The organism is Micromonospora sp. CA-259024, from assembly GCF_050936255.1.
Lineage (GTDB): Bacteria > Actinomycetota > Actinomycetes > Mycobacteriales > Micromonosporaceae > Micromonospora.
Genome location: NZ_JBNJND010000001.1, coordinates 261,263 through 286,894 on the forward strand (window position 1 = coordinate 261,263; position 25,632 = coordinate 286,894).

A 25,632-nucleotide genomic window follows, 5' to 3' on the forward strand; every position below is an offset into this window, starting at 1 on the left:
CGGTGGCTCAGCCGTACGCGGACAGGACGCAGCCGTATCCGCACAGCCCGCAGGCGTCCCCGACGCCCGACCCCCGCCCGTCCGGCCAGGGCCTCTACGACCCGGCGCAGGAGCACGACGCCTGCGGTTTTGCCTTCGTCACGGACCTGCACGGGCGGCGTTCCCACGCGGTTGTCGCCAACGGGCTCGGCGCGCTCTGCCGGCTGGACCATCGGGGTGCCCGTGGCGCGGAGCCGAACACCGGTGACGGCGCGGGCATCATGATCCAGGTGCCCGACGCGTTCCTGCGCGCGGTGGCCGACGTCGCTCTCCCACCGGCCGGCGAATACGCCACCGGGCTGGTCTTCCTCCCCGACGACGACGCCGCCGAGGCGCGTGCCCGGCGGGTCGTCGAGAAGTACGCGCTGGTCGAAGGGGTCGACCTGCTCGGCTGGCGGGACGTGCCGATCGACACGAGCGAGCTTGGTGAGACCGCCGTGGCGGCGATGCCCCGGGTCCGGCAGCTCTTCCTGGCCGCGCACCGGCTCACCGACTCACCCGATGGACCGGCCGGTTCCGCGCTGAGCGGCATCGAGCTGGACCGGGTGGCATTCTGCCTGCGCAAGCAGGCCGAGCGGGAGACCGCCGAGCGGGGCGTGCCGGCGTACTTCCCGTCGCTGTCCAGCCGCACCATGGTCTACAAGGGGATGCTCACCCCCGACCAACTGCCGGCGTTCTACCCGGACCTGCGTGACGAGCGGGTGGACAGCGCGATCGCGCTGGTGCACTCCCGCTTCTCCACCAACACCTTCCCGTCCTGGCCGCTGGCGCACCCGTTCCGGTTCATCGCGCACAACGGCGAGATCAACACGATCCGTGGCAACCGCAACTGGATGCAGGCCCGCGAGGCGCTCCTGCGCTCGCCGAACGTGCCGGGCAACATCCGGCGGGTCTTCCCGGTCTGCACCCCCGACGCCTCCGACTCGGCGAACTTCGACGAGGTCCTGGAGTTGCTGCACCTGGCCGGGCGGAGCCTGCCGCACGCGGTGCTTATGATGATCCCCGAGGCGTGGGAGAACGACCCGGGCATGGAGCCGGCGAAGCGTGCCTTCTACCGCTTCCACGCCAGCCTGATGGAGCCGTGGGACGGCCCGGCCTCGGTGGCCTTCACCGACGGTGAGATCGTCGGCGCGGTGCTGGACCGCAACGGGCTGCGCCCGGGGCGCTGGTGGCAGACCGACGACGGGCTCGTGGTGCTCGGCTCCGAGGCGGGCGTGCTCGACCTCGACCCGGCCCACGTGGTCGCGAAGGGGCGGCTCCAGCCGGGCAAGATGTTCCTGGTCGACACCGTCGCCGGCCGGATCGTGCACGACGAGGAGATCAAGTCCGAGTTGGCCGCCGCGCAGCCGTACGGCGAGTGGCTGCACGCCGGGCTGATCGAGCTGAACGACCTGCCCGCCCGTGAGCACACCGTCTACACCCACGACTCGGTCCGCCGCCGCCAGCAGACCTTCGGTTACACCGAGGAGGAGTTGAAGATCCTGCTCGGGCCGATGGCCCGCACCGGCGCCGAACCGCTCGGTTCGATGGGCACGGACACCCCGATCTCGCCGCTGTCCACCCGGCCGCGGCTGCTCTACGACTACTTCCACCAGCTCTTCGCCCAGGTCACCAACCCGCCGCTGGACGCCATCCGCGAGGAGTTGGTGACCAGCCTGGCGTCGACGATCGGGCCGGAGGGCAACCTGCTCGACCCGGGCGCGGCGAGCTGCCGGCAGATCGTGCTGCCGCACCCGATCCTCGACAACGACGAGCTGGCGAAGATCCTCTCCATCGACGAGGACGGCGACCTGCCCGGCTTCAAGGCGGTCCGGGTCTCCGGTCTGTACCGCATCCGGGAGGGCGCCGCCGGGATCAAGGCGCGGCTGACCGAGATCTGCCGGCACGTCTCCGAGGCGATCGAGGACGGCGTCCGCATCCTGGTGCTCTCCGACCGGGACTCCAACGCCGACCTGGCGCCAATCCCGTCGCTCCTGCTCACCGCCGCCGTGCACCAGCATCTGGTGCGTGAGCAGACCCGTACGCAGGCGGCGCTGATCGTGGAGTCCGGCGACTGCCGGGAGGTGCACCACGCGGCGGTCCTGATCGGCTACGGCGCCGCGGCGGTCAACCCGTACCTGGCGTTCGAGTCGGTGGAGGACATGATCTCGACGGGCGCGTTGGCCGGGGTGGAACCGGCCGCCGCGGTCCGCAACTACGCCAAGGCGCTCGGCAAGGGTGTCCTGAAGATCATGTCGAAGATGGGCATCTCGACGGTCTCCTCGTACTGCGGCGCGCAGGTCTTCGAGGCGGTCGGCCTGGACACCCGGCTGGTCGAGCGCTACTTCCGGGGCACCCCCAGCCGCATCGGCGGGGTGGGGCTGGCGGGCGTGCACGCCGAGGTGGCCGCCCGGCACGCGCTGGCCTGGCCCCCGGCGGGCAGCGCCGCCTCCGACCGGTTGGAGGTCGGTGGCGAGTACCAGTGGCGCCGCGAGGGTGAGCTGCACCTGTTCAACCCGGAGACGGTCTTCCTGCTCCAGCACGCCACCCGCAGCCGGCAGTACGACGTCTTCCGGCAGTACACGGCGAAGGTCGACGCGCTCGCCGCGCAGGCCGGCTCGCTGCGCGGGCTGTTCACCCTGCGTACCGGGGTCCGCCCGGCGGTGCCGATCGAGGAGGTCGAGCCGGCCACCGAGATCGTCAAGCGCTTCGCCACCGGTGCCATGTCGTACGGGTCGATCTCGGCGGAGGCGCACGAGACGCTCGCCATCGCGATGAACCGCCTCGGCGGCAAGTCGAACACCGGCGAGGGTGGCGAGGACGTCGAGCGGCTGCACGACCCGGCCCGCCGCTCGGCGGTCAAGCAGATCGCCAGTGGCCGGTTCGGTGTCACCAGCGAATACCTGGTCAACGCCGACGACCTCCAGATCAAGATGGCGCAGGGCGCCAAGCCGGGCGAGGGCGGTCAGCTCCCCGGCAACAAGGTCTGGCCCTGGATCGCCCGGACCCGGCACGCCACGCCGGGCGTGGGTCTGATCTCCCCGCCGCCGCACCACGACATCTACTCCATCGAGGACCTCGCCCAGCTGGTGCACGACCTGAAGTGCGTCAACCCGGCCGCGCGGGTGCACGTCAAGCTGGTCAGCGAGGTCGGCGTCGGCACTGTCGCCGCCGGGGTGGCGAAGCTCAAGGCGGACGTCATCCTGATCTCCGGTCACGACGGCGGCACGGGCGCTTCCCCGATGAACTCGCTCAAGCACGCCGGCACCCCGTGGGAGCTGGGGTTGGCCGAGGCGCAGCAGACGTTGCTGCTCAACAGGCTGCGCGACCGGGTCACCGTGCAGGTCGACGGCCAGCTCAAGACCGGCCGGGACGTGCTGATCGCGGCGCTGCTCGGCGCGGAGGAGTTCGGCTTCGCGACCGCGCCGCTGATCGTCGAGGGCTGCGTGATGATGCGGGTCTGTCACCTGGACACCTGCCCGGTCGGCATCGCCACCCAGAACCCGGTGCTGCGGGAGCGCTTCACCGGCAAGCCGGAGTTCGTGGAGAACTTCTTCCTCTTCCTGGCCGAGGAGGTCCGGGGTTACCTGGCCGAGCTGGGCTTCCGGTCGATCGAGGAGGCGATCGGGCAGTCCGAGCTGCTCGACGTGGCCCCGGCGGTGACGCACTGGAAGGCGCACGGGTTGGACCTGGCGCCCGTCCTGCACCTGCCGGAGCTGCCCGCCGGAGCTGCCCGACGTGGGGTTCGTGCCCAGGATCACGGCCTCGAACACTCACTGGACAACGAGCTGATCGCGTTGGCCCGGCCGGCGTTGGCGGACGGCGCGCCGGTGCGGGTCGAGGTCGCGGTGCGCAACGAGCACCGCAGTGTCGGCGCGATGCTCGGCGGCGAGGTGACCCGCCGCTTCGGCGGTGCCGGTCTTCCGGAGGACACCATCGAGTTCGTGCTGCACGGCACGGCCGGGCAGTCGTTCGGCGCCTTCCTGCCGCGCGGGGTGACCCTGCGGCTGCACGGCGACGCCAACGACTACGTGGGCAAGGGCCTCTCGGGAGGGCGGCTCATCGTCCGCCCGGACGCCGCCGCGCCGTTCCTCGACGCCGACGCCGAGCCGGGGCAGCGGGCCGAGGATCAGATCATCGCCGGCAACACCATCCTGTACGGAGCCACCGCGGGCGAGGTCTACCTGCGCGGTCGGGTGGGGGAACGGTTCGCGGTGCGCAACTCCGGCGCGGTCGCCGTGGTCGAGGGCGTTGGCGACCATGGCTGCGAGTACATGACCGGTGGCACCGTGGTGGTGCTCGGTGCGACCGGCCGTAACTTCGCGGCCGGTATGTCCGGCGGCATGGCGTTCGTGCACCAACTGGACCACGCACGGGTCAACGCCGAGTTGGTCGACCTGGCACCGCTGGGCGAGCAGGAGCAGTCGCTGCTGCACGAGCTGGTCCAGCGCCACGTTGCCGAGACCGGGTCGGCGGTCGCCGAGGAGCTGCTCAAGCGTTGGCCCGAGGCGGTGGCCGAGTTCACCGCCGTGGTGCCCCGCGACTACCGCCGGGTGCTGGAGATCATGCGGGCCGCCGAAGCCGCCGGCCGCGACGTCGACGACGCGGTGATGAGCGCGCTCAGCGCGCCGTCCGCCGCGCCGGTGCCGCCCGCACCGCGGGTGGCGGCCCAGGAGGTGGCACGTGCCTGACCCGAACGGTTTCCTGCGCTACGACCGGCGGCTGCCGGCCCGCCGCCCGGTGCCGGTGCGGATCAGCGACTGGCGCGAGGTGTACCCGCCGGCCGGTGCGGACCTGGTCCGCGAGCAGGCCACCCGCTGCATGGACTGCGGTATCCCGTTCTGCCACGACGGCTGCCCGCTGGGCAACCGCATCCCGGACTGGAACGACCTGGTGCGTACCGGCAACTGGGACGCCGCCGTGGCGTCGCTGCACGCCACCAACAACTTCCCGGAGTTCACCGGCCGGCTCTGCCCGGCGCCCTGCGAGGCCGCGTGCGTGCTGGGCATCTCCGGCGGCCAGCCGGTGACCATCAAGCAGGTCGAGGTGGAGATCGCCGACGCCGCCGCGGCGCGCGGTCTCACCCCCCGCCCGGTGCCGGCGCCGTCCGGCCGGTCGGTCGCCGTCGTCGGCTCCGGGCCCGCCGGCCTCGCCGCCGCCCAGCAGTTGGCCCGCGCCGGTCACGCGGTGACGGTGTACGAGCGCGACGACGCGATCGGTGGCCTGCTCCGGTACGGCATTCCCGACTTCAAGCTGGAGAAGCGGCACATCGACAGCCGACTGGCCCAGCTCGCCGCCGAGGGGGTGCGCTTCCGCACCGGTGTGAACGTCGGGGTGGACGTCACCGCCGAGCAGTTGCGCGCCGAACACGACGCGGTGCTGCTGGCCTGCGGCGCGTTGCAGGGCCGGGACACCCCGGAGACCCCGGGTCGGGCGCTTCGGGGCGTACACCAGGCGATGGCTCACCTGGTCGCGGCGAATCGCGCGGTCGCCACCGCGGCCGCCGACCAGCCCGGCGTCCCGGCCACCGGCGAGGGCCGGCCGGCCCGCGCGCTGCTGCCGGACGGCACCCCGATCGACGCGGCCGGCAAGCACGTGGTGATCATCGGTGGTGGCGACACCGCAGCCGACTGCCTGGGTGTCGCACACCGGCAGGGCGCCGCCGGTGTGCACCAGCTCGACCTGTACCCGCAGCCGCCCGAGGCGCGCGACGAGGCCCGGGACCCGTGGCCGACCTGGCCGTGGATCCTGCGCAGCTACCCGGCGCACGAAGAGGGTGGCGAGCGGGTCTTCGCCGTGGCGGTGCAGGAGTTCGTGGACGACGGCACCGGTCAGGTGCGGGCGGTGCGGATCGCCGAGGTGACCGTGGAGAAGCGCGACGGGCGGCGGATCGTCACCGTGGTGCCGGGCTCCGAGCGGGAGCTGCCCGCTGACCTGGTGCTGCTGGCGATCGGCTTCGAGGGCACCGAGCAGCAGCCGCTGCTGGCCCAGTTCGGGGTGACCCGGAATCCCCGGGGCGCCGTCGACGCCCGTGACGACTGGCAGACCGACGCCGACGGGGTGTTCGTCGCTGGTGACATGCACCGGGGGGCCTCGCTGATCGTCTGGGCCATCGCGGAGGGGCGTGCGGCGGCCGCCGCCATCCACGGCTACCTGGGTGGCGTCGGAGCACTGCCGGCCCCGGTTGGTCCGGCCACGCAGGCCCTCGCCGCCCGCTGACCCGACGAGCCTCCGAGCAGCCGGCCGGCACGGCAGGAACCTGTCCGTGCCGGCCGGGCATTCCCGCTGGTGAAGCCGCTCACAAACATGGGCAAATGCGGTTAAAGCCGCAAGACTTGTCGGCTGCTGCCGAACCGCACCGCGATCGGCATGAATGATCATGCTGCCGATCGCCCTGGAGGTTCGTCGTGGCCAAAGGTGCCACCTTCGCCGCACTGCGCCACCGCAACTACCGGATCTGGGCGCTCGCCGGGTTCGTCAGCGTCATCGGTACGTGGATGCAGGTCCTCGGGGTCAACTGGTACGTCCTGAGGGAGACCGGTTCGGCGACGTCCATGGGCTTCGCCGTGCTGCTCCAGGCGGCGCCCACGCTGCTGCTCAGCGTCTGGGGTGGCGTGCTGGCCGACCGTCTGCCGGCCCGTCCGCTGCTGATCGCCGCCCAGGTGGCCCACGCGGCACTCGCCGCCGGCTTGGCGGCGGTCGCCCTGACCGGGGTCGGCGGCCTGCCGCTGATCTTCGCGATCTCGCTGGCCACCGGTGCCGTCTCGGCGATCGAGGGCCCGGTGATGGGGCGTTGGGCCTCCACGCTGGTGGACCGGGAGACGCTGGGCAACGCCCTGGCGCTCGGCTCGCTCACCAACTCCGCCGGCCGGATCCTCGGCATGAGCCTCGGTGCGGTGGTGGTGGCCGCCGTCGGCCCGGCGCTGCTGTTCGGTATCAACGCGGCGAGCTTCGCCGCCGTGGTGCTGGCGCTGTTCGCCGTACGCCCGGGGGTCGTCCCCGGTGCGCCGGAGTCGGTAACCGCCGGTGGCCCGACCCGTGGCGGGGCCCGCGCCGGGTTCGCCTACCTGCGCGGGCAGCCGGTGCTGCTCCTCGCGCTCGCCCTGTCGTTCGTGCTTGGCAGCCTCGGGCGCAACTACCAGGTGACGATGGCGGCGATGAGCGATGGGCCGCTGGCTGCCGGCGCGTCTGGCTACGGCTTCCTGTCGACCGTGTTCGCGGTCGGGACGGTGCTGGGCGCGCTGGTCGCGGCCCGCCGGCGTTCCCTGGGCTACCGGACCCTGGTCGTCGCGGGTCTGCTCGCCAGTGGGCTGCAGATCGTCGCCGGCCTGGCACCGGGAACCTGGAGCTTCGCCGCGGTGATCCTGCCGATCGCCGCCGCCGCGGTGGTCATCGACACCACGGTCGGCACCCGCGCCCAACTCGACACGGATGCCGCGATGCGGGGCCGGGTACTCGCCGCCCTGGCGGTCACCGGCTCGGTCTCCGCCGCGGTCGGCGCCCCGCTGCTCGGCTGGCTCGCCGAACACGCCGGGCCGCGCCAGACACTCGTCCTGGCCGGAGCCGTGGCGGCGATCGCCACGGCCGCGGCGGCGGTCGCCCTGGACCGGCAGCGCGGTCGTGGGGCCGCCCTCGCGCTGGTCGTTCCGCGGCCCCGCCATCCGGTACGACGAGCGGCGTTCAGGGCCGCCCGCATCGTCCGGCCCGCCGGGGCGGTCTGTGTCATCGCGCCCGCCGAAGCCGGTGCGGTTCGCCCGGGCGCGGTCCGGCTCAGGGAGTTGGCCACCACGGGGCAGGTGGCGAACCGCTGAGACAGCGGTCACCCTCGGCGGACAGCTCACGGGGCAGGACGATACGAAGATCATCGTTACGCTGCGAGCATGGAGATCGAAGAGCGGCTACGGCGAACCCGCCGATGGCTGTGGATCGTGCTGATCGGGCTCTTCCTGAGCGGTGTCACCGCGTTTCCGCTGGAGATCGAGGTGCGCTGGCTGCTGCGCGCGCTGGACCCGCTCGCCGGCCAACTGCCCTCGCTGGTCGCCTGGATCGAGCGGGTGCACACCGGGCTCGTGACGGCTGGCGAGGACTACCCGTTCCTGCTCTACGGCACCGACTGGTTGGCCTTCGCCCACCTGGTGCTGGCAGTGGCGTTCTGGGGGCCGCTGCGCGACCCGGTGCGCAACGTCTGGGTGGTGCAGGTCGGCATGATCGCCTGCGCGGGCATCGTCCCGCTGGCGCTGATCTGCGGCCCGATCCGGGACATCCCCTGGTTTTGGACGCTCATCGACCTCTCCTTCGCGGTCGGGGCGTTCCCACCGCTCTGGTTCGCCTACCGGCACATCCGCGCCGTAGAAGCGCGCACGGCGAAGACGACAGGTGCCCCAGCGGTTCGCTGAGTGGGTCTCGGTAGGCGGCCGGCTGGGCAGGTGAGCACCCCCAGCAGTGCCTGTAGAGCTGCCCCAGATATGGGCCAGCGATCGTGGGCATTCGCGACGAGCGAGCGGCGGGCCGTCGCGCGCGTGCGGCCACCGGCTGTCGTCGTCATCGCCCCATTTATGGGGCAGCTCTACAGGCAGGTGCCGGACGGCCGGCCGGCCTTCGCGGCCGGAGACCTCCGCGTGCGCGGCGGGTGCCTCCGGCCGACGTTGGGTCCTAGTGCGACAGCAGGTGGTGCGCCTCGCGGATCTTGGCCCAGGACTTCGGCTCGGTCGGCGGGGCAGCCGTGCGTGCGGCGGTGACCACGTCGGGTCGGCCGGCGGTGAACAGCCAGGTGGTGAACAGGTCGTCCAGGTCCAGCCCGGAGATCCGTTCGGCCAGTGCCTGGAACTGCGCGATCGTGCCGTTGCCGTACCGGTGCTCGGTGGCCCAGGCGGGCAGGATCTCGAAGAACGCGTCGTCGCCGACGGCCAGCCGCAACTGGTGCAGTGTCATCGCGCCCCGGTCGTAGACGGCGTTGTCGAAGACCCGGTCGGCACCCGGGTCGCCGGGCAGCACCTGCCAGAACTCCGAGTCGGCCGGGTAGCTGGCGTAGGTGAAGTCGAACACCTCCTGCGCGGTGCCCTCGCCCTGCTCCTCCGACCAGAGCCACTCGGCGTACGAGGCGAAGCCCTCGTTGAGCCAGATGTGTCGCCAGTCGGCCACCGAGACCGAGTCGCCGAACCACTGGTGGGCGTTCTCGTGTGCCACCACGTACGTGTTGGCGCCGCGTCGCCAGAAGCCCGGCCCGTACACCGGTCGGGTCTGCGTCTCCAGTGCGAAGCCGATGCCGTCGACCGGGCCGGCCACGCCGCCCTGTGCCTCGAACGGGTACGACCCGAAGATTCCGCTCGCCCAGTCGACGATCTCGGCGGTCCGCTCGATGCTGGCCCGCGCGGCGGGCCCGAGCTCGCCCAGCGAGGTGCTGTACGCGTTGATCACCGGCTGGCCGCCCGGGGTGGTGTCGGTGACGATGTCGTACTGGCCGATGGCCATGAAGGCCAGGTAGGTGGCGGTGGGGGAGGTGGTCCGCCAGCTCCACCGGGTGCGGTTGCCGGCCTCGGCCAGCGGCGGCCTCGGCTGCACGCCGTTGCTGATCACCTCGACGCCGGTGGGCACCGACACCGAGATGTCGAAGGTGGCCTTGTCCAGTGGGTGGTCGTTGCTCGGGAACCACCACCACGCCGACTCGGGCTCGTTGACCGCGAGGGCGCCGTCGTCGGTACGCGTCCAGCCGGTGTAGCCGCCGACCAGGGTCTCCGACGGGATGCCTGCGTAGCGCACGACGATGGTGAGCTGCTGGCCCCGGGTCACGGTGCGGGCCGGGGTGACCACCAGCTCGTGCACACCGGCGGTGCCGGTGTTCGCCGCCCAGCCGTTGACCCGCACCGACTCGACGTCGAGCAGGAAGTCCAGATTGAACGCCGAGAGGTCCTGTGTGGCGGTGGCGAGGATGGTGGTGGTGCCGGTGAGCAGGTCGGTGGCCGGGTCGTAGCGCAGCCGGACGTCGTAGTGCTCGACGTCGTAGCCGCCGTTGCCGTAGTCGGGGAAGTAGCTGTCGCCCAGCCCGGGCGCGCCGGGTTGCGGCGCGACGGTGACGATGGGCCTGCCCCAGCTCGTCGGAGCGGCGTTGCCGGGGGTGCTGGCGAGCATGGTGCCGGCGGTGGTGAGGGTCAGGGCGGCGGTGGCCGCCGTGAGGACTCTTCGCACGGGGTGGGCTCCCTCCATCGGGTGTTCGCCACGCCAACCTAATCGACAACTGTGAACGTCGCCGGCCCGCGGCGCCTGTACCCGATGCGTCACACTGAGTGGAATCGGAGGTGACGCGTGCGACGGTCGGAGGTCCCCAAGCGGGAGTTGATCGGCCAGCGGCAGTCGACAGTGAGTCGGGATCGGCTGCCGGCTGGTGGGTTGGAGTTCTTCGCGCTGCTCGCGCGGCTGCTGCGGCGTCCCCGCCGCGGTGACCGCCGGCTGCCGCTGCTCTGGTTGGTCCGCTCCGACACCCCGGATCTGATGGTGTCGCTGCGCCGATTTCTCGGCCAGGGCCCCCGGCGGCGGGTGCCGCACGCCGTGCTGGACGCCGACGCGCCGCCGGGTGCCGGTGACGTGCCCGCGCTGCTGCGCGAGTTGCACCGGCAGCTTTCCCTGGAGGCGTTCGGTGCCGCCCGGCTGCGCTTCCGGCACTACCCGCTCGCCGACTGGCTGATGCACCAGAGCCTCAGCCTCGGCATCGACGCCGACGACAGCCGCGCGGCCCTGGTGCGCCGGCTGCGGGACCGCCGGGGCCCGCGTACCCCCGAGGCGCTGCCCTCGGGCGGTGATGCGGTCAGCATCGTCTCGCAGGTGTTGCTCTGGCTGGTCCGCCGGGCCGTGCCCGGGGTGGTGTTCCGGGCCGCCGTCTCCGGTCGGGTGCCGGTGCTCGGGCGGCACTACAACTGGTTCATGCGCCAGCAGTACCTGGCGCCCCGGCAGTCGGTCACCTTCCTCGGCTTCGCCGAGCGCCTCACCGCCGGCTGGCGCGACGGCGAACAACCCGACCAGGTCAACAAGCTGCTGCTGCACGCGTTCCTGGAGGACCTGCGGCAGGCGTACCGGCGTCGCCCGTGGCGCCCGTCGGACTGGCGGCGCACCGCGTACCCGGCGCTGCTGCTCGATCACGTCGCCCCCGGCAACGTCGGCGGCGAACTGGTCCGCCTGATCGGCGACGTCCGCACCGAGACCGGCCGCAACGACCCGCTGCTCGTCATCGCGTCCGGCGGGCAACCCCCGCCGGAACTGCCCGAACCGCACCCGCTGACCGAGGCCGACGAGGCGTACGACGAGTGGGCCGAGGCGCTGCCGGAGATGCGGCGGCTGCGCCGCCCGGCCGCCTGGCTCGTGGCGCTTCGCCCCGACGACACCGACACCGGCCCGCCGTCGCGTGGTGGCGTGCGGCCGTTCTCCGCGCCCGACCCGCCCTGGTGGTCGCGGCGCTTCCTGCCGGCGGTGCTCTGCCTGGTGCTGCTGGCCGGGGCGGGCACGTGGGTGGGCAGCCGGTGGGGGCCGGGCTGCCACCCCTCGCTCACGGGCGGCCGGGTGTCGGTCGAGGTGGTCGCCAGCGGCGAGTGCGTCGGCTACAGCGACAGCGCGGCACAGGTGTTCAACAACGACCCCGGCCAGGACGGGCTGCGGACCATCCAGCGGCGCATCTTCGCGCAGAACCGCGCCGCCGAGGAGGTCTGGCAGCGCAGCGATCGACGTCGCCCCTTCCTCACCCTGGTCTACCTGGGCACCCTGACCGGCAACCGGACCCGCGCCGACGAGGAGTCGTACGTCTCCGAGCGGGAAGAGCTGGAAGGCATGGCCACCGCCCAGTACGCGTTGCTGAAGGAGTCGGCGGGCGCCGACGGTGCCGCGCTGCTGCGGATCGTGGTGGCCAACGGTGGCCGGCAGATGATCTACGCCGACCGGGCCGTGGGGATGTTGGCCGAGCTGGCCCGCGACGACCCCACGGTGCTCGGGGTGGTCGGGCTGGTGGAGAGCCGGACGAGCACCGCCCGAGCGCTGCGCGAGCTGAACCAGGTGGGGCTGCCGGTGCTGGCCCCCACGCTCTCCGCTGATCGGATGGACGCCAACTCCCGCCTCTACCTGCAGATCTCCGCGCCGAACGCCGATCAGGTGAAGATGGTCGACGCGTACGCCCAACAGGTGCTGAAGGTCGACGAGGCGCATGTCTACTACACGACGCTGGAGGGCAGTTCGCTGACCGAGGACCTCTACGTGGGCACCCTCGTCGACGGGCTCCGGCAGCGGTTCGGCGCCCGGATGACGCGCCTGGACGAGTGGCGCACCGGGCAGCGGCTCACCGACGAGTGCGGCTACCCCGGTCTTCTGTTCTATGCGGGCCGGTGGACGGAGTTCGACGGTTTCCTGCGGGCGCTGCGCGAGTGCGGCGGCAACCCGCCCCGGCACCTCGTCGCCGACGACTCGGTCAACCGCTACATGGCCAACCCCGGGCTGCGCGCCGCCGCGCCGGGCAACCTGCCGGTCACCTACGTCTCCAAGGCCGCTCTGGCCACCTGCGCCGCGCTGCGGGCCGCCCAGGGCCGGCGCGACGACGCCCGGGCCAGCTTCCTGTCCTGGATCCAGGCCGACGACCTGCTCGACCCGCCGCGCTGCCGCCCGGACACCGGCCATCAGGTCGGCGAGCGGGTCAGCCTCGCCTACGACGCGGCGATGATGATGATCCGGGCGGTGGAGAGCCTCGCCGCCCGCCTGCACCACGCCGATCCGCGGCAACGCTGGGAGCCGACCTCGGTCAACCCGGTCGCCGTGCACGCCGAGGTGCTTCGGCAGAACGCCAGCGAGGGCTACCCGGGGGTGGCCGGGCTGATCCGGTTCACGCCCGAGTCGGGCGCACCGGTCGACAAACGGCTGGCCCTGATGCGGGTGGAGCAGGTGCCCGACGTGGCGACGGCGCCGGTGTTCCGCTGCGGGGTGGCCGACGTGTCCGGCCCGGCGGGTTGCGGCCCGGGGTGACACGTCCTCGCAGGACTGTCCGGGTGCCGCCAGTGTCCGTTAGGGTTCCTGGGACCAGGCGGCCGTTGGCGTTGGGGGCAGAGGTTGAGCAGGCTCGCGTCGGCGTACGGGCAGGCGGTCACCTCCCACCGGGCGGCCCGGGCGCACCTGGACACCGCACGGGGAGCGCTCGGCACGGCACCGGCCGCCGGCACGCCGGTCGGCGCCGGTGAGCTGGTGGCCCGACTGGCCCGCCTCGGCGGCGCCCTGGCCACGCCCACCCCGGGCGCCACGCCGCTGACCGACTCGCCCGCCGCGGTGCGGATCGGTGAGGCGTCCACGTCGGACGGCGGGTTCCCGGTGCTCGTCCCGCTCGGCGGCGGCCACCACCTGGCCCTGGACACCGACGCCCGGGATCCGCAGGTCGCCGGGCTGCTGCGGGCGCTGGTGCTGCGGCTCGTCGCCACCGCACCACCCGGTCAGGTTCGGGTCGCCGGCATCGACACCGCCGCGCTGGGCGCCACCTTCGGCCCGCTGCGCCCGCTGCTCGACGCCGGGGTGCTCGACCCGCCGGCCACCGGCGAGGCCGAGGTGGCCGCGTTGCTCGACGCCGTCGAGCAGCACGCCCGCGCCGCGCAGCACGGCCAGCCCGCCGCCCGGCACCTGCTGGTGGTGGTCGCCACCGCCGCGCCATCACCGCGCGAGCTGGCCCGGCTCGCCGCTCTCACCCATGCCGGTCCCGCCGCGGCCGTCTGCGTGCTGCTCGCCGGCCACCCGTCCCGGCTGCCCGGTGAGACCGCGCCGCCGCTGGGCGGCACCACCGCCATTCGGCTCAGCCAGGGGTACGCGCACGTCGGCGACCCGCCGGGCACCCCGTTCAGCGCCGACGGCAGCGGGCTCGCCGCACCCGTCCTGCTCGACGGCGACCCGCCGCCCGCCTCGGTACGCGCGCTCGCCGAGCACCTCGGCGCCGCCGCCCGCCGCGCCGACGCGCTGCCCTTCACCGAGCTGCTGCCGGAGCGGCGCTGGGCCGAGTCCGCCGGCAACGGCCTGCGTACGGTGATCGGACGCGCCGGCGGCGCTCCTTTGACGCTCGCCTTCGACGACGCCACTCCGCACTGGCTGGTCGGTGGGCGCACCGGCGCCGGCAAGACCGTCTTCCTCCTCGACGTCCTCTACGGGTTGGCCGCCCGTTACTCCCCGGCCGAGTTGCAGCTCTACCTGCTCGACTTCAAGGAGGGCGTGAGCTTCACCGAGTTCGTGCCCACCGGTCGCGACCCGTCCTGGCTGCCGCACGCCCGTGCCGTCGGCATCGAGTCCGACCGTGAGTACGGTCTCGCCGTGCTGCGCGAGCTACGCCGGGAGGCGCAGCGCCGCGCCACCGCACTCAAGCGGCACGGCGTCACGAAGCTCGCCGACCTGCCCCGGGACAATCCGCTGCCGCGCGTCGTGGCGGTCATCGACGAGTTCCACGTGCTGCTCGCCGGCAACGACGCGCTGGCCCGCGAGTCCGTCGACCTGTTGGAGGAACTGGCCCGCAAGGGCCGCTCGTACGGCATCCATTTGGTGCTCGCCAGCCAGAGCATGACCGGCATCGAGGCCCTCTACGGGCGGGCCGAGGCGATCTTCGGGCAGTTCGCGCTGCGGGTGGCGCTGCCCGGTGGGGGTGGGGTGCTCGACCCGCTCAACGACGCCGCCGCGGCTCTGCCGATCGGCTCGGCCGTGGTCAACACCGCCGCCGGAGCGGTCGGCGCCGACACCGTGCTGCGTTTCCCCGACGCGCACGCCGCCGCGACGGACCTCGCCGCGCTGCGCCACGAGCTGTGGCAGGCCCGCCCGCCGGGTTCGCGGGCACCGGCGGTCTTCAAGGGGTACGAGGCCGCGCGGGTCGAGGACGACCCCACCTTCGCCGGGCTGCGCCCCGGTGGCCGGCGCCCGATGGCCCTGGTCGGCCGGACGGTCGACGTGGACGGCACCACCGCACTGTTCCTGATGGACGCCACCCCCGGCCGGCACCTCGCCGTGGTGGGCACCGCACCGACCGGCGCGGACGTGCTGCGCGCCGCGACGCTGAGCCTGGCCCGTCAGCACACCCCCGGCGACGCCCGGTTCGTGCTGGCCTCGCTGGTCACCGCCGCCGACCCCGTCGCCGACGAGACCGAGACCGCGCTGCGGGCCGCCGGTCACCCGGTGCGGCGCCTCGACGCGGCCGGGCTGCGCGAGCGGATCGCCGAGCTGGCCGCCGAGCCCACCGGCCGCGAATACCTGGTGGTGTTCGGTATGGACGCCGCCGCCCCGGTCCTCGGGGCCACCGACCCGGGCACGTTCCGCTCCGGCCTGGACGACCTGCGCACCCTCCTGCGCCAGGGCCCCGGGCAGGGGGTGCACCTGCTCGGGTGGTGGCGTGGGCTGCGGCGCCTCGCCGACGACCTCGGCGGTACCCAGAACCGCGACGACGTCGCCTGCCTGGTCGCGCTCAACGTGCCCGGGGCCGAGCTGGCCCTGCACCTCGGGGCGCACGACCTGGCCTACACGCCCCGCGCCGACCGGGCGTTGCTGATCGACCGGCACGACCAGCGCACGCGGCTGATCGTCCCGTTCGTCGGCGCTGGGCACGAGCCGGATGGGGAGCGGTGACGGTGTCCTTCGAGGAGTACGCGGCGCTGGCCCGACAGCTCACCGAGCAGCACCGCGCCGGTGAGCGGCACGCCGCCGCCGAGTCCGCGCGCCGCCGGGACCTGCACGCCGCCGCCGACTACCTGCAGCAGAGGCTGACCGCCCAGGGGCACCGCCTCGACCAGCTCGGCCGGGCGATCGGCGTCGACCAGCCACCGGCGGCTCCCGCGTCGGGGCACCCGGACGAGACTGCTGCCTGGCCCGGCCCGCCGTCCGGGCCTGGGCCGACCGGTGACACCGCCACCGTGTCCAGCCCTCCCGCCGCACCCGGAACGGGGGGCGGGGTGCCCGACGGCGCAGCCGGCGCGCCGGGGCGGACGGGGGTCGGGGCGTACCCCGAGGTGCCGGCGGGGGAGACGCGGCTGGCGCTGCCGACGGCGGTGAGTCCGGCGGGCGCCGGGGTGCCGGCGCAGCGCGCGGCGGCGGTCGACCCGGCGGTGGAGCTGGAGCTGGCCCGGCGGATGGCCGACGAGGCCGACCGGCACGGGCAGCAGGCGGAGCTGCTGGCCCAGCGGCCGGCGCTGCTGCCGACGTGGTCACCGCTGGCCCGGGCGGTCGCCGTCTACGCCGGGTGTGGGGCTGCCGCCGGGGTGCTCATGCTGGTCCTGGTCCTCGCCTCCGGGGTCGGTCTGGTGGACGGGTTCACCCTCGGCGCGTGGATCTGTGCGGGGCTGCCGGCGGTGGCGTTCTTTGCGGGTTACCTGGTGCTGGGCCGGTGGGGGCGGCCGGCCATGGTCGCCGGCACCCCGCCGCGTTACCTGCCGCTCGGGTTCCTGATCTGTTTCCTGCTGGTGCCGATGGCCTACTGCGGCTACCTGCTGCTGGTTCGCGGCCTGCGCTGAGCGTCGGCGAGGTTCTGACCGTCCCAGCCCCGTTCCAGGCCTGATCCACTCAGGTGCCCGAAGACGCCGGGCATGCCGGCCTTCCACTGTGTTCGTTCGGGTGCCGTACTCTCGCGCCCCGAGCGTTGTCGGAGCGCAATCCGTCTTCGTGAGGCCGAGGTCCTGAAACGTCAGGCCTCGACGTCTCGCAGACGGCAGGTCGAAAGGTTGGTCAGGGAATTGCATGGACAGACGTCCACCAACGTCGAGCCCCAACCAGCATGGGGAGGGGCGGTCGCTACCCGGGTGGAAGCCGATGCGGCCGGAGGGACGGCGACGCCTCGCCCCGATCAGGAGTCAGGGCTGACGGTTGTCGCGGCGTCGCAGCAGGCCAGTCTCGGCGCGGTAGTCGCGGGTTTCGGTCTGATCGCCGCCGGGGCTGCCGGCGGCTGGGTGATCTGGCGTAGCGGCGCCTCCGCGGCGAAGATCCAGCCTGCGGACACCACGGCGGTCTTCCTCACCCTGTTGGTCTTCGCCGCGGCGGTCGAGCGGATCCTGGAACCGTTCTCGCGGTGGCTGCCCGGACGCGCGGCCGAGGCCGCGTTGATGCGGACGGTGGCCGACATGGACGGCCGGCCCGACGGTCCGACGGAGGCTGACCGTCAGGCGGTGGCCGTGGCCACGGCAACGGCGGCGCGGGCGAAGGCGAACCGCACGATCGTCGCGTGGGGTCTCGCGAGCGGGCTGGCCACCGTGGCGTCCAGCGCCGGCGGGTTCTACGTTCTGCACGCGGTCGCGGGCTCCGACTGGAACGGAGTGGCGATCTGGATCGACGCCATCGTGACCGGTGTGATGGTCGGTAGCGGTACCAAACCACTGCACGATCTGATCAGCCGGGTGCAGAACGGGCCGCCGTCGCCCTAGAGCACTGCCCCGGCGACCTGTCGCCGAAGCCCCTCCACGCCGCGCGAGGGAACGGCCCTCGAAGGGCCGTTCCCTCGCACGGGCGTCGACCGGCGCCCGGCTGCCACCTAGTGGTGGGCCGGGGTGACGGGTGCGGCGTCCGCCAGTCGGGTGGCGATCGTGGCGAGGTCGCGTGCCGGCCCGGTCAGGGGACGACCGTGGGGAAAGACCAGTCGCAGGGTCCGGTTCAGGTCGAGGTCGATGACCGGCACCGGGCGCAGCGCTCCCGCCGCGATCTCGCCGGCCACCACCAGTGAGCTGAGCACCGCCGGGGCGACGCCCTCCGCGACGGCAGCCTTGATGGCGGTGGTGGACGACAGTTGCAGCACCGGGGGCACGAGGGTGAGCCCGGCCTGCCGGAACAGGGCATGTTCGAGGTAGCGCCGGGTGCCCGAGCCCTCCTCCCGGCTGACCAGGGACGTGGTGGCCAGCTCCATCGGGGTGATTCCCGAGCGGCGGCGGGCCCACGGATGGCGGTCGACGACGATGACGGTCAGTGTGTCCCGGGTGACCGTGCGGCTCCGCAGCCCCCGGGGCACCCCCGGGCTCTCGATGAAGCCGAGCTGGACCGCACCGCTCAGCACCGCCGCGGCGACCTCGTCGGAGTTTCCGGTGGTCAACGAGACCGAGACGGCGGGCGCGGTGCCGTGCAGCGCGGCGAGCCACCGGGGCAGCAGGTACTCGGCGATGGTGAGGCTGGCCGCCACCGGGAGCAGACTGTCGCGTGCGACGCGCAGCGACGTGATCCCCGCTTCCAGAACGGCGGCGGCGTCCACTGCCGTACGCGCCCACTCCGCCACCAGAGCCCCTTCGCGGGTGAGCTGCGAGCCCCGCGCGGAGCGCTGCAACAGGGCGACTCCCAGCCGGCTTTCCAGGCCACGGATGCGGGCGCTGGCGGACGGCTGGCTGATGCGGTGGGCGCGGGCCGCGGCACCGACGCTTCCCAGCTGTGCCACGGACAGCAGCAGGTCGAAGGCGGCGAGATCAGCGACTCGGCTGGGAAGGGGCATAGGCCGAGTCTATGGATGTATCAGGAGATAACCCCTGGTTGTCCGGGCTTATCGGAGTGAGTGTGGTGACATGACCGCGCTCCTCCCCGCCCCACCGGACGCCCGCCCGGCCGCCGGCCCCGCTCCGGTACGCCTGATCTGGGGGCTGCTCCGCGACCTGGAGCACCCATCGCAGCTGTTCGGCAATCTGGGCCCGAACTGGTACGCCTCGATCATGGGAACCGGCATCGTGGCGAACGCCGCCGCCACGCTGCCCGTGCACGTGGCAGGGCTGCGGCCCGCCGCCACCGTGGTGTGGGCGCTGGCCGTACTCCTGCTGATCGCTCTGACGGCCGCCTGGGCGGTGCACTGGACCCGCCACCCCGTGACGGCGCGGGGCCATGCGGAGAACCCCGTACTGGCCCACTACTGGGGTGCTCCCGCGATGGCGCTCCTGACGGTCGGCGCGGGCACCCTCATCCTGGGCCGGGACTGGATCGGCCTGACCGCCGCTCTCGCCGTGGCCGTCGTGCTCTGGGTCGGAGGCACCCTGCTGGGCCTGATCACCAGCGTCTGGATCCAGTACAGGATGATCACAAGCCACCGCATCGCACCGGACGCCGCGTTCGGCGGTTGGCTGATGCCGGTGGTGCCGCCGATGGTGTCCGCCGCGACCGGAGCGCTGCTCGTCCCGTACGCGACGGCGGGCCAGATCCGGCTCACCCTGCTGCTCGCCTGCTACGCCATGTTCGGTATCAGCCTCTTCGCCACCGTGATCATCGTCGGCCAGATCTGGCAGCGGCTCGTCCACCACGGGATCGGCCCCGCCGCCATGGTGCCCACACTCTGGATCGTCCTCGGACCACTGGGGCAGTCGGTGACCGCCGCCAACCTGCTCGGCAACGCCGCGCCGCTCGTGCTGCCCGCTCCGTACGGCTCGGCCGCGCAGGCGTTTGCTCTCTTCTACGGCCTGCCCACCTGGGGGTTCGCCATGATGTGGCTGGCGGTCGCCGCCGCGGTGACGGTCCGCACCGCGCGGATCCACCTGCCGTTCTCGCTGACCTGGTGGAGTTTCACCTTCCCCTTCGGCACGGTCGTCACCGGCACGAGCGGCCTCGCGCTGCGTACCGACTCCGTGTTCTTCCGATGGGCGGCGGTGGCCGGCTACGTACTGCTGGTTGTCGCCTGGCTGACCGTGGCGGCACGGACGGCGCGGGAGTCGGCCCGGGGCCGGATCTTCCTGCCGGCGCAGCCGTCTCCGGCGCCCAACTCCTAGTCGGCATCCTGGGACCGTCTCCTACTGGTCCGAGCTGTCGGCGGCGTGCGCGGCGGCCGCGAGGATCTCGTCGCGTTCGCGTCGGACACGATTCCGGTACGTCGAAGCCGGTCTTCGGTCGCACCCAATCGCCGGCGGACACGGGCGGCCAGCGCGGCGGCCCGGTCGGCGTCGACGCGGGCCGCAGGCAGCCCGGCGAGCACCTCACCGGCCGAGCCCGCCGGTGATTCCCGATCCGCGGCCAGGCCGGCGTAGACCAGGCTCAGTGTCCGCCAGCACTCCGTGACCGCGTCCTGCCAGGGCAGCCGCCGGCCGGGCGGCCCCGCCCCGTGCAACTGCGCGCCGGCCCGGTCGGTGGCGGCGATCGTCGCCAACCAGGCGTCGCGCAGGTCGTCCACGGTGTCAGTGCTCATTCGCCCGCCTCGGCCGTGGACTTGACCAGGAGCGCGAAGCGCACATCGGTGCAGGGGTAGTCCACGCCGCACTCGCAGAGCCAGCGGCGCACCACGCGCGGTGGATGGGTGAACAGGATGTCGTCGGCGTCCTCGACGTCCTGATCGGACACGAGGCGGTGACGTTGCTCGGGTGGGGCTGGTGGGTCGGTGGGGCTCTCGTCGGGGTCGATCGGGCATCCGGGGCTCCCGTCGTGTTGGTCTCCTTGCTGGGAACGGCTGTTGCGTCGGGGCGGTGTGCGGGCGCGCCCCGGCACGCCCGGCCAGACGGGGGGACCGACCGACCGGGCGCTCTCTGCGCGGTGGGAACGAACCAGCTCCGGGTTTGCAGACCTGGGAGACACCAATGCCCGCCAAAGCCAAGTGGGCGCTGATCGCCGACGGCATCCGCGCTCAGATCAAGTCCGGTGAAGTCGCACCGGGTGACAAGCTGCCCTCGACCTCCGAGCTGTGCCGTCAGCATGACGTCTCGGCCATCGTCGTTCGCCAGGCCATCAACGCGCTCAAGATCGAGGGCTTCGTGGAGGGTGTCGGTGGCGTCGGCGTGTTCGTCGCCGAGCGCTGAGACTCAACGCCCCCGATCCCCAGGTGCTGCTCTTGGACCTTGGACAGTTGTCGTTAGCTGGCAACGCTAAGTGTCCAAGATCTAGCCTTTCCGCAGGGACCCAGTCGAGGTCCATGGGCAACTTTCGTCGCCGTCGTCTCTCATCCACTGCCCCTCACTGACGAGAGAGCGATCGCGTGGTCGCGCTGGGTGCGCGGATCTCGTACGCTCCCATGTGGTCTCCGCCGGTGCGGTGGTGGAGGCGATGGTCGACCACGGGGAGGATGCGCGTGAGCGCAGCACAGATCATCGCGAGGTTGGCGGCAGCGTCGCAGAAGCTGGACGAGGCGAAGGCCAAGACGGCAGCGGCCGCGCAGGACGCGGCTGAGGCGCGGGCACTCGTCGCCGGTGCGCTGGAGGGCGTGGCCGCCGGCCCGCTGGTCGGCATGATCGACGCGTACCGTCAGGCGCTCGCGCAGGCATCGCAGGGTGGCGACCCGGCCAAGCAGCACGTCCAGGAGACGATCGCCAAGGTTCGAGCGCTGGGAAACTGACCACGGGTGGTGGACAAGGTGGAGGCGGCGAGGTGACTGGCGTGCCTGATCGAGTCACCCGGGACGGCGGCGAGCTGGACGGCTTTCACATTGGCTGGCTGCCACCGGACGCGGGTGACCTGGTTTCGGACTTTGCCTCCGAGTGGGAGGACGTCAGCATCGCCAGCCGTGTCTGAGAGCGCCAGGTCGAGGACGGCCATCGGGTCGACCTGAGGGTGCACGTGCTCAGGGGCGACCGGCTGGGCACCCTCGCCGAGCTACGCGATTTCCTGGCGGAGTATCACGAGCGCGATCCCGCCGACTGGGCGCTGACCGAGTTCCAGCACGGCGAGGATCACGGTCTCGTCGGTGCCGTCCAGGCGTTCTGGCTGGCCCGTCCCGGTGTCGGTATCAACGTGCTGATCGACCCGGAGCGCTTCACGACCGAGACCCTAGGGGCGATCACGAAAGGGATCGCCGGAGCTGAGTGAGCCCACCTCGACCCGCCGGCCGACGGGGTCAGCGGGTGATGCGGAACGTCTGTTCGAACCGCGGGTAGTCACAGCCTTCTTGGCTGCACAGTTCGAAGCCTCCGCTGATCAGTGCCACGCCAGGCTTGAGGACGAGGCCGCCACCCTCCACCCACGCCCGCCCGGTCACGATCTGCGGCTCGCCAGTGCAGGAGGCAGGGCCCCAACCGGAGGCGTACGCGACCTTGTTGCCCGACCGCTGTCTGATGATCAGCTCGGTGCCGCCGGACATGCCGGCTGGGCAGGTCACGGTGAGGCTGACGTCCAGGGCGACGCCCCGCGCGACCAGGGTGGCGGAGGTGACCTCGACGGTGCTCGCCGCGCTCGCTGCCGTCGGGGTCAGCAGTGCGACGAGGGACAGCCCGAGCAGTGCGATGGTGGTGAGGGTTCGGCGCACGACGATTCTCCCAATTGGAGTGAGTGGCTACCTGCGGGCACCATAACCCTCCCCGACGCTGACGGAGGTCAATCTGTCAGGGAATCGCGTTCGATGACGACGACCGGGATCTCGCGGTCGGTCTCCTTCTCGTAGCGGGCGTACGTCGGGAAGACCTTCGTCATCACCGGCCACAGCCGGACCCGCTCCTCGGCTGTCGCTGTCCGGGCCCGGCCGGCGATGTGCTCGGCGCCGACCTGGATCTCCACCACTGGGTCGGCGCTCAGGTTCAGATACCAGGCGGGGTGCCTGCTCGCGCCCCCGTTGGACGCCACCAGCAGGTAGTTGTCCCCGTCGCGCCCGTACATCAGGGCGGTGCGGCGCAGTTTGCCCGATCGGCGTCCGCGGGTGGTGAGCAGCAGCGACGGTACGCCGTGGAAGGTGGCCCCGTCGGCACCGTCGGTCTGCACATAGCGCCGGATGTGGCTGGCGACCCAGCCGACCGGGCTGTCCTCGACGGCCTCGTGCTGCTCCTGCGCGGTCACGCCATCGCCTCCGTCATCGAGCTTGGGCTGTCGAACAGTCCTGTCGATCATATGGGGAGAGTTGGCGCGATGGCCGCCGATGCGCCAGGTGCCGGCACTTCCGTCGGGGGCAGGGTGGTGAGCGTGATACCTGTGAGTCATAACGATGAGTCACAGGTATCAGGCTCACAAGGGACATGGTCCCGGGTCGTCGGCTTGGCAGCGGCGCCGCGCTACGGCCGCCGCTTCGCCTGACCAGATGCCGAGGCGCAGGCCCGCACGCGGCGGGGGAGGTCAGCCGCGCGAGCGCGGCAGGCAGCACTTCTTGTACTTGCTGCCCGATCCGCACCAGCAGGCGTCGTTGCGGCCGGGCGGCCAGGACCTGAGGTCGGGGCCGGTGAGCGAGTCGGCGTACTCGTCCTGGGTTTCCTCGTCGGTGGGGTCGCTGCCGGTGCGTTCCGCGAAGGCCGCCAGGCCCGCGACCGTGCCGGCGACCACGCCGAGGTCGGCGCCGCCCAGCCCGGACGCGTCGACGAGTGCGCGTTCGAGTTGGGTGCGGTGCTCGTCCCAGGTGGCGGGGTAGCTCTCGATCAGCGTGGGCCAGCGCACCAGCAGGGCGTCGAACTCCGCCTGCGGCCAGAACAGCAGCGTCGCCGGGCCGTCGTCGAGCGCGTCGAGGGCGTGGCTGCTCGCGGCGCGCAGCCGGTCGGCGAGGTTGTCGTACTCGTCGTGCGGCAGGCCCAGCTCTTCGCGCAGGTCGTGCCGCCGCTGACTCAGGCCGTAGATCATGGCGGCGGCCTCGTCCTGGGCGTCCTCGGACTCGTGCTGTTGGGTGCGGGTTCGTTCCAGGATCGCGTCCAGTGCGCCGGTGAGCCACTCCAGCGCCGTCTCGGTGTGGCCGGATTCGGCCAGCTCGTCGATCAGGTACGTGGCGTCGGGGTTGGTCTCCAGCAGGGGGCGCAGCTCGGTCAGCTCGGCCAGGCCCTCGTCTTCGCGGCCGAGACGCAGCAGCAGGCCGCCGCGCACCGATCGGGCGTACGCGTCCTCTTCGGGTTGTTCGGCGATGGCGCGGGTGGCCAGCGCGAGCGCGTCGGCCAGGTCACCCGCCTGCTCCAGGATGTCCGCGGCGACCAGCAGGGCGTACCCGGTGTCGTCCGGGTCGGCGACCCGTCCCTCGTCGACGGCGCCCACCAGCTCGGCGACGAGCGCGGCCGGGTCCGGGCTCTCGGATCCCAGGGCGCCGATCTCTTCGATGCGGTCGGTGGTCAGCAACTCGGACGTGGGCATGTGCTCATCCTGGTGACGGGAACGGTGGGTGGGGGAGCGGCCAGCGTACTCCCGGATACGCCGGAGCCCGGGCGGCGAACCGCCCGGGCTCCGGCCTGGGTCAGCGGGTCGCCGGCATGGTGGCGAACTCGCCGGCTAGCTCCGACTCGACGATCGTCGCGGTGGACGGCCGGCGACCGGCCGCCGCCCGCCGGGCGGACGGGACGGCCAGGGCCGCGAGCGCGGCGGCCAGGGCGATCGCCGTGAGGACGAGAAAGCCCATCGTGAAGCCGGCCTCCCGGGGCAGGCCGTTGGCCTGCGGGTTCGCGGTGATCACGCCGCTGACCACGGCGGCGCCGATCGCGCCTCCGATGGTGCGGATGTTGGCGTTCATGCCGGTCGCCACGCCGGTCTGGCTGGCGGGCACGCTGCCGACGATCAGGTTGGCCATCGACGCGAAGGCCAGGCCGATGCCGAGGCCGACCAGACCGCCGGCGATGGCGACCTCCCAGCGGGTGTCGTGCGCGGTGGCCAGCATCGCGGCGGCGGCCACATTGAGGGTGGCACCGGTGGTGAGCTGCGCCTTGGCGCTGAAGACGGCCTGCAGGCGGCCGGCGACGATGCCGGCGACGAACATCGCGACGAGCATCGGCAGCATGAGCAGACCGGCCTGGCTGATGCTGGCGCCGAAGCCGTAGCCGGCGACGGTCGGGGTCTGCACGAACTGGGGAAGGAACGCGTACACGGAGAACATCGACGCGCCGTAGAGCAGGGCGACCAGGTTGGTGGTCCAGACGCCGGGCAGGCGCATCATCCGCATGTCGATGAGCGGGTTGGCCGAGCGCACCTCGGTGACAAGCCAGCCGACCAGGAGCACCACGGCGAGCGCCAGCAGCCCGAGCACCCGGGCGGAGGTCCAGCCCCACGCCGCGCCCTGGCTGATCGGTAGCAGCAGCGCGACCAGCCAGCCGGAGAGCAGCAGAGTGGCGCGCCAGTCGATGCGCCCGGGGGTGCGGACCGGCGACTCGGGGATGAAGAGGTGGGCGGCGACGGCGGTCAGCCCCACCACGACCATCGGGATCCAGAACAGCCACCGGTAGTCCAGCGCGGCGACGATCGGGCCGGCCAACACGATGCCCAGGCCACCGCCCGCGGCGACGATCGCCGAGATGGCGGCGACGGCTGAGGAGACCCGCGCGGCCGGGAACTCGTCACGGATGATGCCGAACGACAGCGGGAAGACCGCACCGCCGATGCCCTGCACGACCCGGGCGAGGATGAGGACGCCGATGTTCGGCGCGATGGCGGCCAGCAGGCAGCCGAGGGCGAGCGCGGCGAGCGAGACGACCAGCATCCGCTCCTTGCCCACCATGTCGCCGACGCGTCCGAGGATCGGCGTGAAGATCGAGGCGGAGAGCAGGTAGGCGGTCAGGACCCAGGTCACGGTGTTCTGGGAGGTGTGCAGGTCCTGCTGGATGGTCGGTAGCACCGGGGTGATCAGCGACTGGAGCATCGCGAAGAACCCTGCGCCGGCCGCGAGCACGGTAAAGGTGAGCCGACGCGAGCTGCGTCGGGAAGTCACTGCCACGAGAGAAAACTCCCTGATTGCGTACGGAAGGAGGTTTGTCGCCCGTCGTGGGGGACGGGGCGGGCTGTCGGGTCCGGGCGATCGGGGTGGCCAGGCGGCGATCG

At 72.6% G+C, this 25,632-nt stretch carries 21 protein-coding genes; 13 read left to right on the top strand and 8 right to left on the bottom strand.

The window, feature by feature from the left end; all coding sequences use genetic code 11:
* Positions 1–2 precede the first annotated feature (2 nt).
* The 4 genes from gltB (at position 3) to ACQEUX_RS01250 (ending at position 8,414) form a co-directional block, all read left to right on the top strand.
* A complete protein-coding gene (gltB, locus tag ACQEUX_RS01235) occupies positions 3–4,709 on the top strand; it encodes a glutamate synthase large subunit (protein WP_433039867.1) in 4,707 nt (1,568 codons plus the stop codon).
* Positions 4,702–6,237, top strand: a complete 1,536-nt coding sequence (locus ACQEUX_RS01240; RefSeq protein ID WP_433039869.1) for a glutamate synthase subunit beta — start codon at positions 4,702–4,704, stop codon at positions 6,235–6,237. The genes gltB and ACQEUX_RS01240 overlap by 8 nt, the downstream gene beginning before the upstream one ends.
* A 188-nt stretch (positions 6,238–6,425) precedes the next feature.
* Positions 6,426–7,829 (top strand): MFS transporter, encoded by a 1,404-nt coding sequence (locus ACQEUX_RS01245; RefSeq protein ID WP_433039871.1) that lies wholly within the window; start codon positions 6,426–6,428, stop codon positions 7,827–7,829.
* 69 nt (positions 7,830–7,898) lie between these two features.
* Positions 7,899–8,414, top strand: a complete 516-nt coding sequence (locus ACQEUX_RS01250) for a hypothetical protein (protein ID WP_433039873.1) — start codon at positions 7,899–7,901, stop codon at positions 8,412–8,414.
* Positions 8,415–8,670: 256 nt separating this feature from the next.
* Here the strand turns inward: ACQEUX_RS01250 and ACQEUX_RS01255 are convergent, their stop codons facing one another.
* Positions 8,671–10,203 carry a M1 family metallopeptidase gene (locus ACQEUX_RS01255; protein WP_433039875.1) on the bottom strand — a complete coding sequence of 511 codons (1,533 nt, stop codon included), beginning with the start codon at positions 10,201–10,203 and terminating at the stop codon, positions 8,671–8,673.
* 117 nt (positions 10,204–10,320) lie between these two features.
* Here ACQEUX_RS01255 and ACQEUX_RS01260 point away from each other — a divergent pair, with 117 nt between their 5' ends.
* The 4 genes from ACQEUX_RS01260 (at position 10,321) to ACQEUX_RS01275 (ending at position 17,411) form a co-directional block, all read left to right on the top strand.
* Positions 10,321–13,011 carry a hypothetical protein gene (locus tag ACQEUX_RS01260; RefSeq protein ID WP_433039877.1) on the top strand — a complete coding sequence of 897 codons (2,691 nt, stop codon included), beginning with the start codon at positions 10,321–10,323 and terminating at the stop codon, positions 13,009–13,011.
* 84 nt (positions 13,012–13,095) lie between these two features.
* Positions 13,096–15,627, top strand: coding sequence for an FtsK/SpoIIIE domain-containing protein (locus ACQEUX_RS01265; protein ID WP_433039879.1), 2,532 nt, complete (start codon positions 13,096–13,098; stop codon positions 15,625–15,627).
* A gap of 2 nt (positions 15,628–15,629) precedes the next feature.
* Complete coding sequence (locus ACQEUX_RS01270; protein WP_433039881.1) at positions 15,630–16,508, top strand: hypothetical protein; 879 nt, start codon at positions 15,630–15,632, stop codon at positions 16,506–16,508.
* A gap of 285 nt (positions 16,509–16,793) precedes the next feature.
* Positions 16,794–17,411, top strand: a complete 618-nt coding sequence (locus ACQEUX_RS01275) for a hypothetical protein (RefSeq protein ID WP_433039883.1) — start codon at positions 16,794–16,796, stop codon at positions 17,409–17,411.
* A 107-nt stretch (positions 17,412–17,518) separates the two neighbouring features.
* On the opposite strand, the gene ACQEUX_RS01280 is transcribed toward ACQEUX_RS01275, so the two are convergent.
* On the bottom strand, positions 17,519–18,460 hold the full coding sequence (locus tag ACQEUX_RS01280; RefSeq protein WP_433039884.1) for a LysR family transcriptional regulator: 942 nt from the start codon (positions 18,458–18,460) through the stop codon (positions 17,519–17,521).
* 70 nt (positions 18,461–18,530) lie between these two features.
* On the opposite strand from ACQEUX_RS01280, the gene ACQEUX_RS01285 reads away from it, so the two are divergent.
* Positions 18,531–19,715 carry a TDT family transporter gene (locus ACQEUX_RS01285; RefSeq protein ID WP_433039886.1) on the top strand — a complete coding sequence of 395 codons (1,185 nt, stop codon included), beginning with the start codon at positions 18,531–18,533 and terminating at the stop codon, positions 19,713–19,715.
* Here the strand turns inward: ACQEUX_RS01285 and ACQEUX_RS01290 are convergent.
* Positions 19,712–20,128 carry a hypothetical protein gene (locus tag ACQEUX_RS01290; RefSeq protein ID WP_433039888.1) on the bottom strand — a complete coding sequence of 139 codons (417 nt, stop codon included), beginning with the start codon at positions 20,126–20,128 and terminating at the stop codon, positions 19,712–19,714. The two genes, ACQEUX_RS01285 and ACQEUX_RS01290, sit on opposite strands and share 4 nt — an antisense overlap.
* The gene (locus ACQEUX_RS01295; RefSeq protein WP_433039890.1) at positions 20,125–20,280 is read right to left on the bottom strand and encodes a hypothetical protein; all 156 of its coding nucleotides are present in this window, start codon (positions 20,278–20,280) and stop codon (positions 20,125–20,127) included. The genes ACQEUX_RS01290 and ACQEUX_RS01295 overlap by 4 nt, the downstream gene beginning before the upstream one ends.
* A gap of 233 nt (positions 20,281–20,513) precedes the next feature.
* On the opposite strand from ACQEUX_RS01295, the gene ACQEUX_RS01300 reads away from it, so the two are divergent.
* From ACQEUX_RS01300 to ACQEUX_RS01315, 4 genes are all read left to right on the top strand, one after another.
* A complete protein-coding gene (locus ACQEUX_RS01300; RefSeq protein ID WP_433039892.1) occupies positions 20,514–20,732 on the top strand; it encodes a winged helix-turn-helix domain-containing protein in 219 nt (72 codons plus the stop codon).
* 263 nt (positions 20,733–20,995) lie between these two features.
* Positions 20,996–21,265 (top strand): DUF6244 family protein, encoded by a 270-nt coding sequence (locus tag ACQEUX_RS01305; RefSeq protein ID WP_377505811.1) that lies wholly within the window; start codon positions 20,996–20,998, stop codon positions 21,263–21,265.
* A gap of 41 nt (positions 21,266–21,306) precedes the next feature.
* Complete coding sequence (locus ACQEUX_RS01310; RefSeq protein ID WP_433039894.1) at positions 21,307–21,441, top strand: hypothetical protein; 135 nt, start codon at positions 21,307–21,309, stop codon at positions 21,439–21,441.
* Positions 21,442–21,486: 45 nt separating this feature from the next.
* Positions 21,487–21,735 carry a hypothetical protein gene (locus tag ACQEUX_RS01315; protein WP_433039896.1) on the top strand — a complete coding sequence of 83 codons (249 nt, stop codon included), beginning with the start codon at positions 21,487–21,489 and terminating at the stop codon, positions 21,733–21,735.
* Positions 21,736–21,763: 28 nt separating this feature from the next.
* Here ACQEUX_RS01315 and ACQEUX_RS01320 read toward each other — a convergent pair whose 3' ends face one another.
* From ACQEUX_RS01320 to ACQEUX_RS01335, 4 genes are all read right to left on the bottom strand, one after another.
* Complete coding sequence (locus tag ACQEUX_RS01320; RefSeq protein WP_433039898.1) at positions 21,764–22,171, bottom strand: hypothetical protein; 408 nt, start codon at positions 22,169–22,171, stop codon at positions 21,764–21,766.
* Positions 22,172–22,239: 68 nt separating this feature from the next.
* On the bottom strand, positions 22,240–22,695 hold the full coding sequence (locus tag ACQEUX_RS01325) for a nitroreductase family deazaflavin-dependent oxidoreductase (protein ID WP_433039900.1): 456 nt from the start codon (positions 22,693–22,695) through the stop codon (positions 22,240–22,242).
* Between the two features lie 273 nt (positions 22,696–22,968).
* Entirely contained in the window at positions 22,969–23,961 is a 993-nt protein-coding gene (locus ACQEUX_RS01330; RefSeq protein ID WP_433039902.1) for an SEC-C domain-containing protein, read from the bottom strand.
* 100 nt (positions 23,962–24,061) lie between these two features.
* Positions 24,062–25,528 carry an MFS transporter gene (locus ACQEUX_RS01335; protein WP_433039904.1) on the bottom strand — a complete coding sequence of 489 codons (1,467 nt, stop codon included), beginning with the start codon at positions 25,526–25,528 and terminating at the stop codon, positions 24,062–24,064.
* Positions 25,529–25,632 lie beyond the last annotated feature (104 nt).

What these genes read in the sequence shown, in the direction of transcription:
- ACQEUX_RS01280 (WP_433039884.1), bottom strand. Translation starts at nt 18,460, where the DNA reads ATGCCCCTTCCCAGCCGAGTCGCTGATCTCGCCGCCTTCGACCTGCTG.
- ACQEUX_RS01300 (WP_433039892.1), top strand. Translation starts at nt 20,514, where the DNA reads ATGCCCGCCAAAGCCAAGTGGGCGCTGATCGCCGACGGCATCCGCGCT.
- ACQEUX_RS01305 (WP_377505811.1), top strand. Translation starts at nt 20,996, where the DNA reads ATGCGCGTGAGCGCAGCACAGATCATCGCGAGGTTGGCGGCAGCGTCG.
- ACQEUX_RS01330 (WP_433039902.1), bottom strand. Translation starts at nt 23,961, where the DNA reads ATGCCCACGTCCGAGTTGCTGACCACCGACCGCATCGAAGAGATCGGC.
- ACQEUX_RS01285 (WP_433039886.1), top strand. Translation starts at nt 18,531, where the DNA reads ATGACCGCGCTCCTCCCCGCCCCACCGGACGCCCGCCCGGCCGCCGGC.
- ACQEUX_RS01250 (WP_433039873.1), top strand. Translation starts at nt 7,899, where the DNA reads ATGGAGATCGAAGAGCGGCTACGGCGAACCCGCCGATGGCTGTGGATC.
- ACQEUX_RS01290 (WP_433039888.1), bottom strand. Translation starts at nt 20,128, where the DNA reads ATGAGCACTGACACCGTGGACGACCTGCGCGACGCCTGGTTGGCGACG.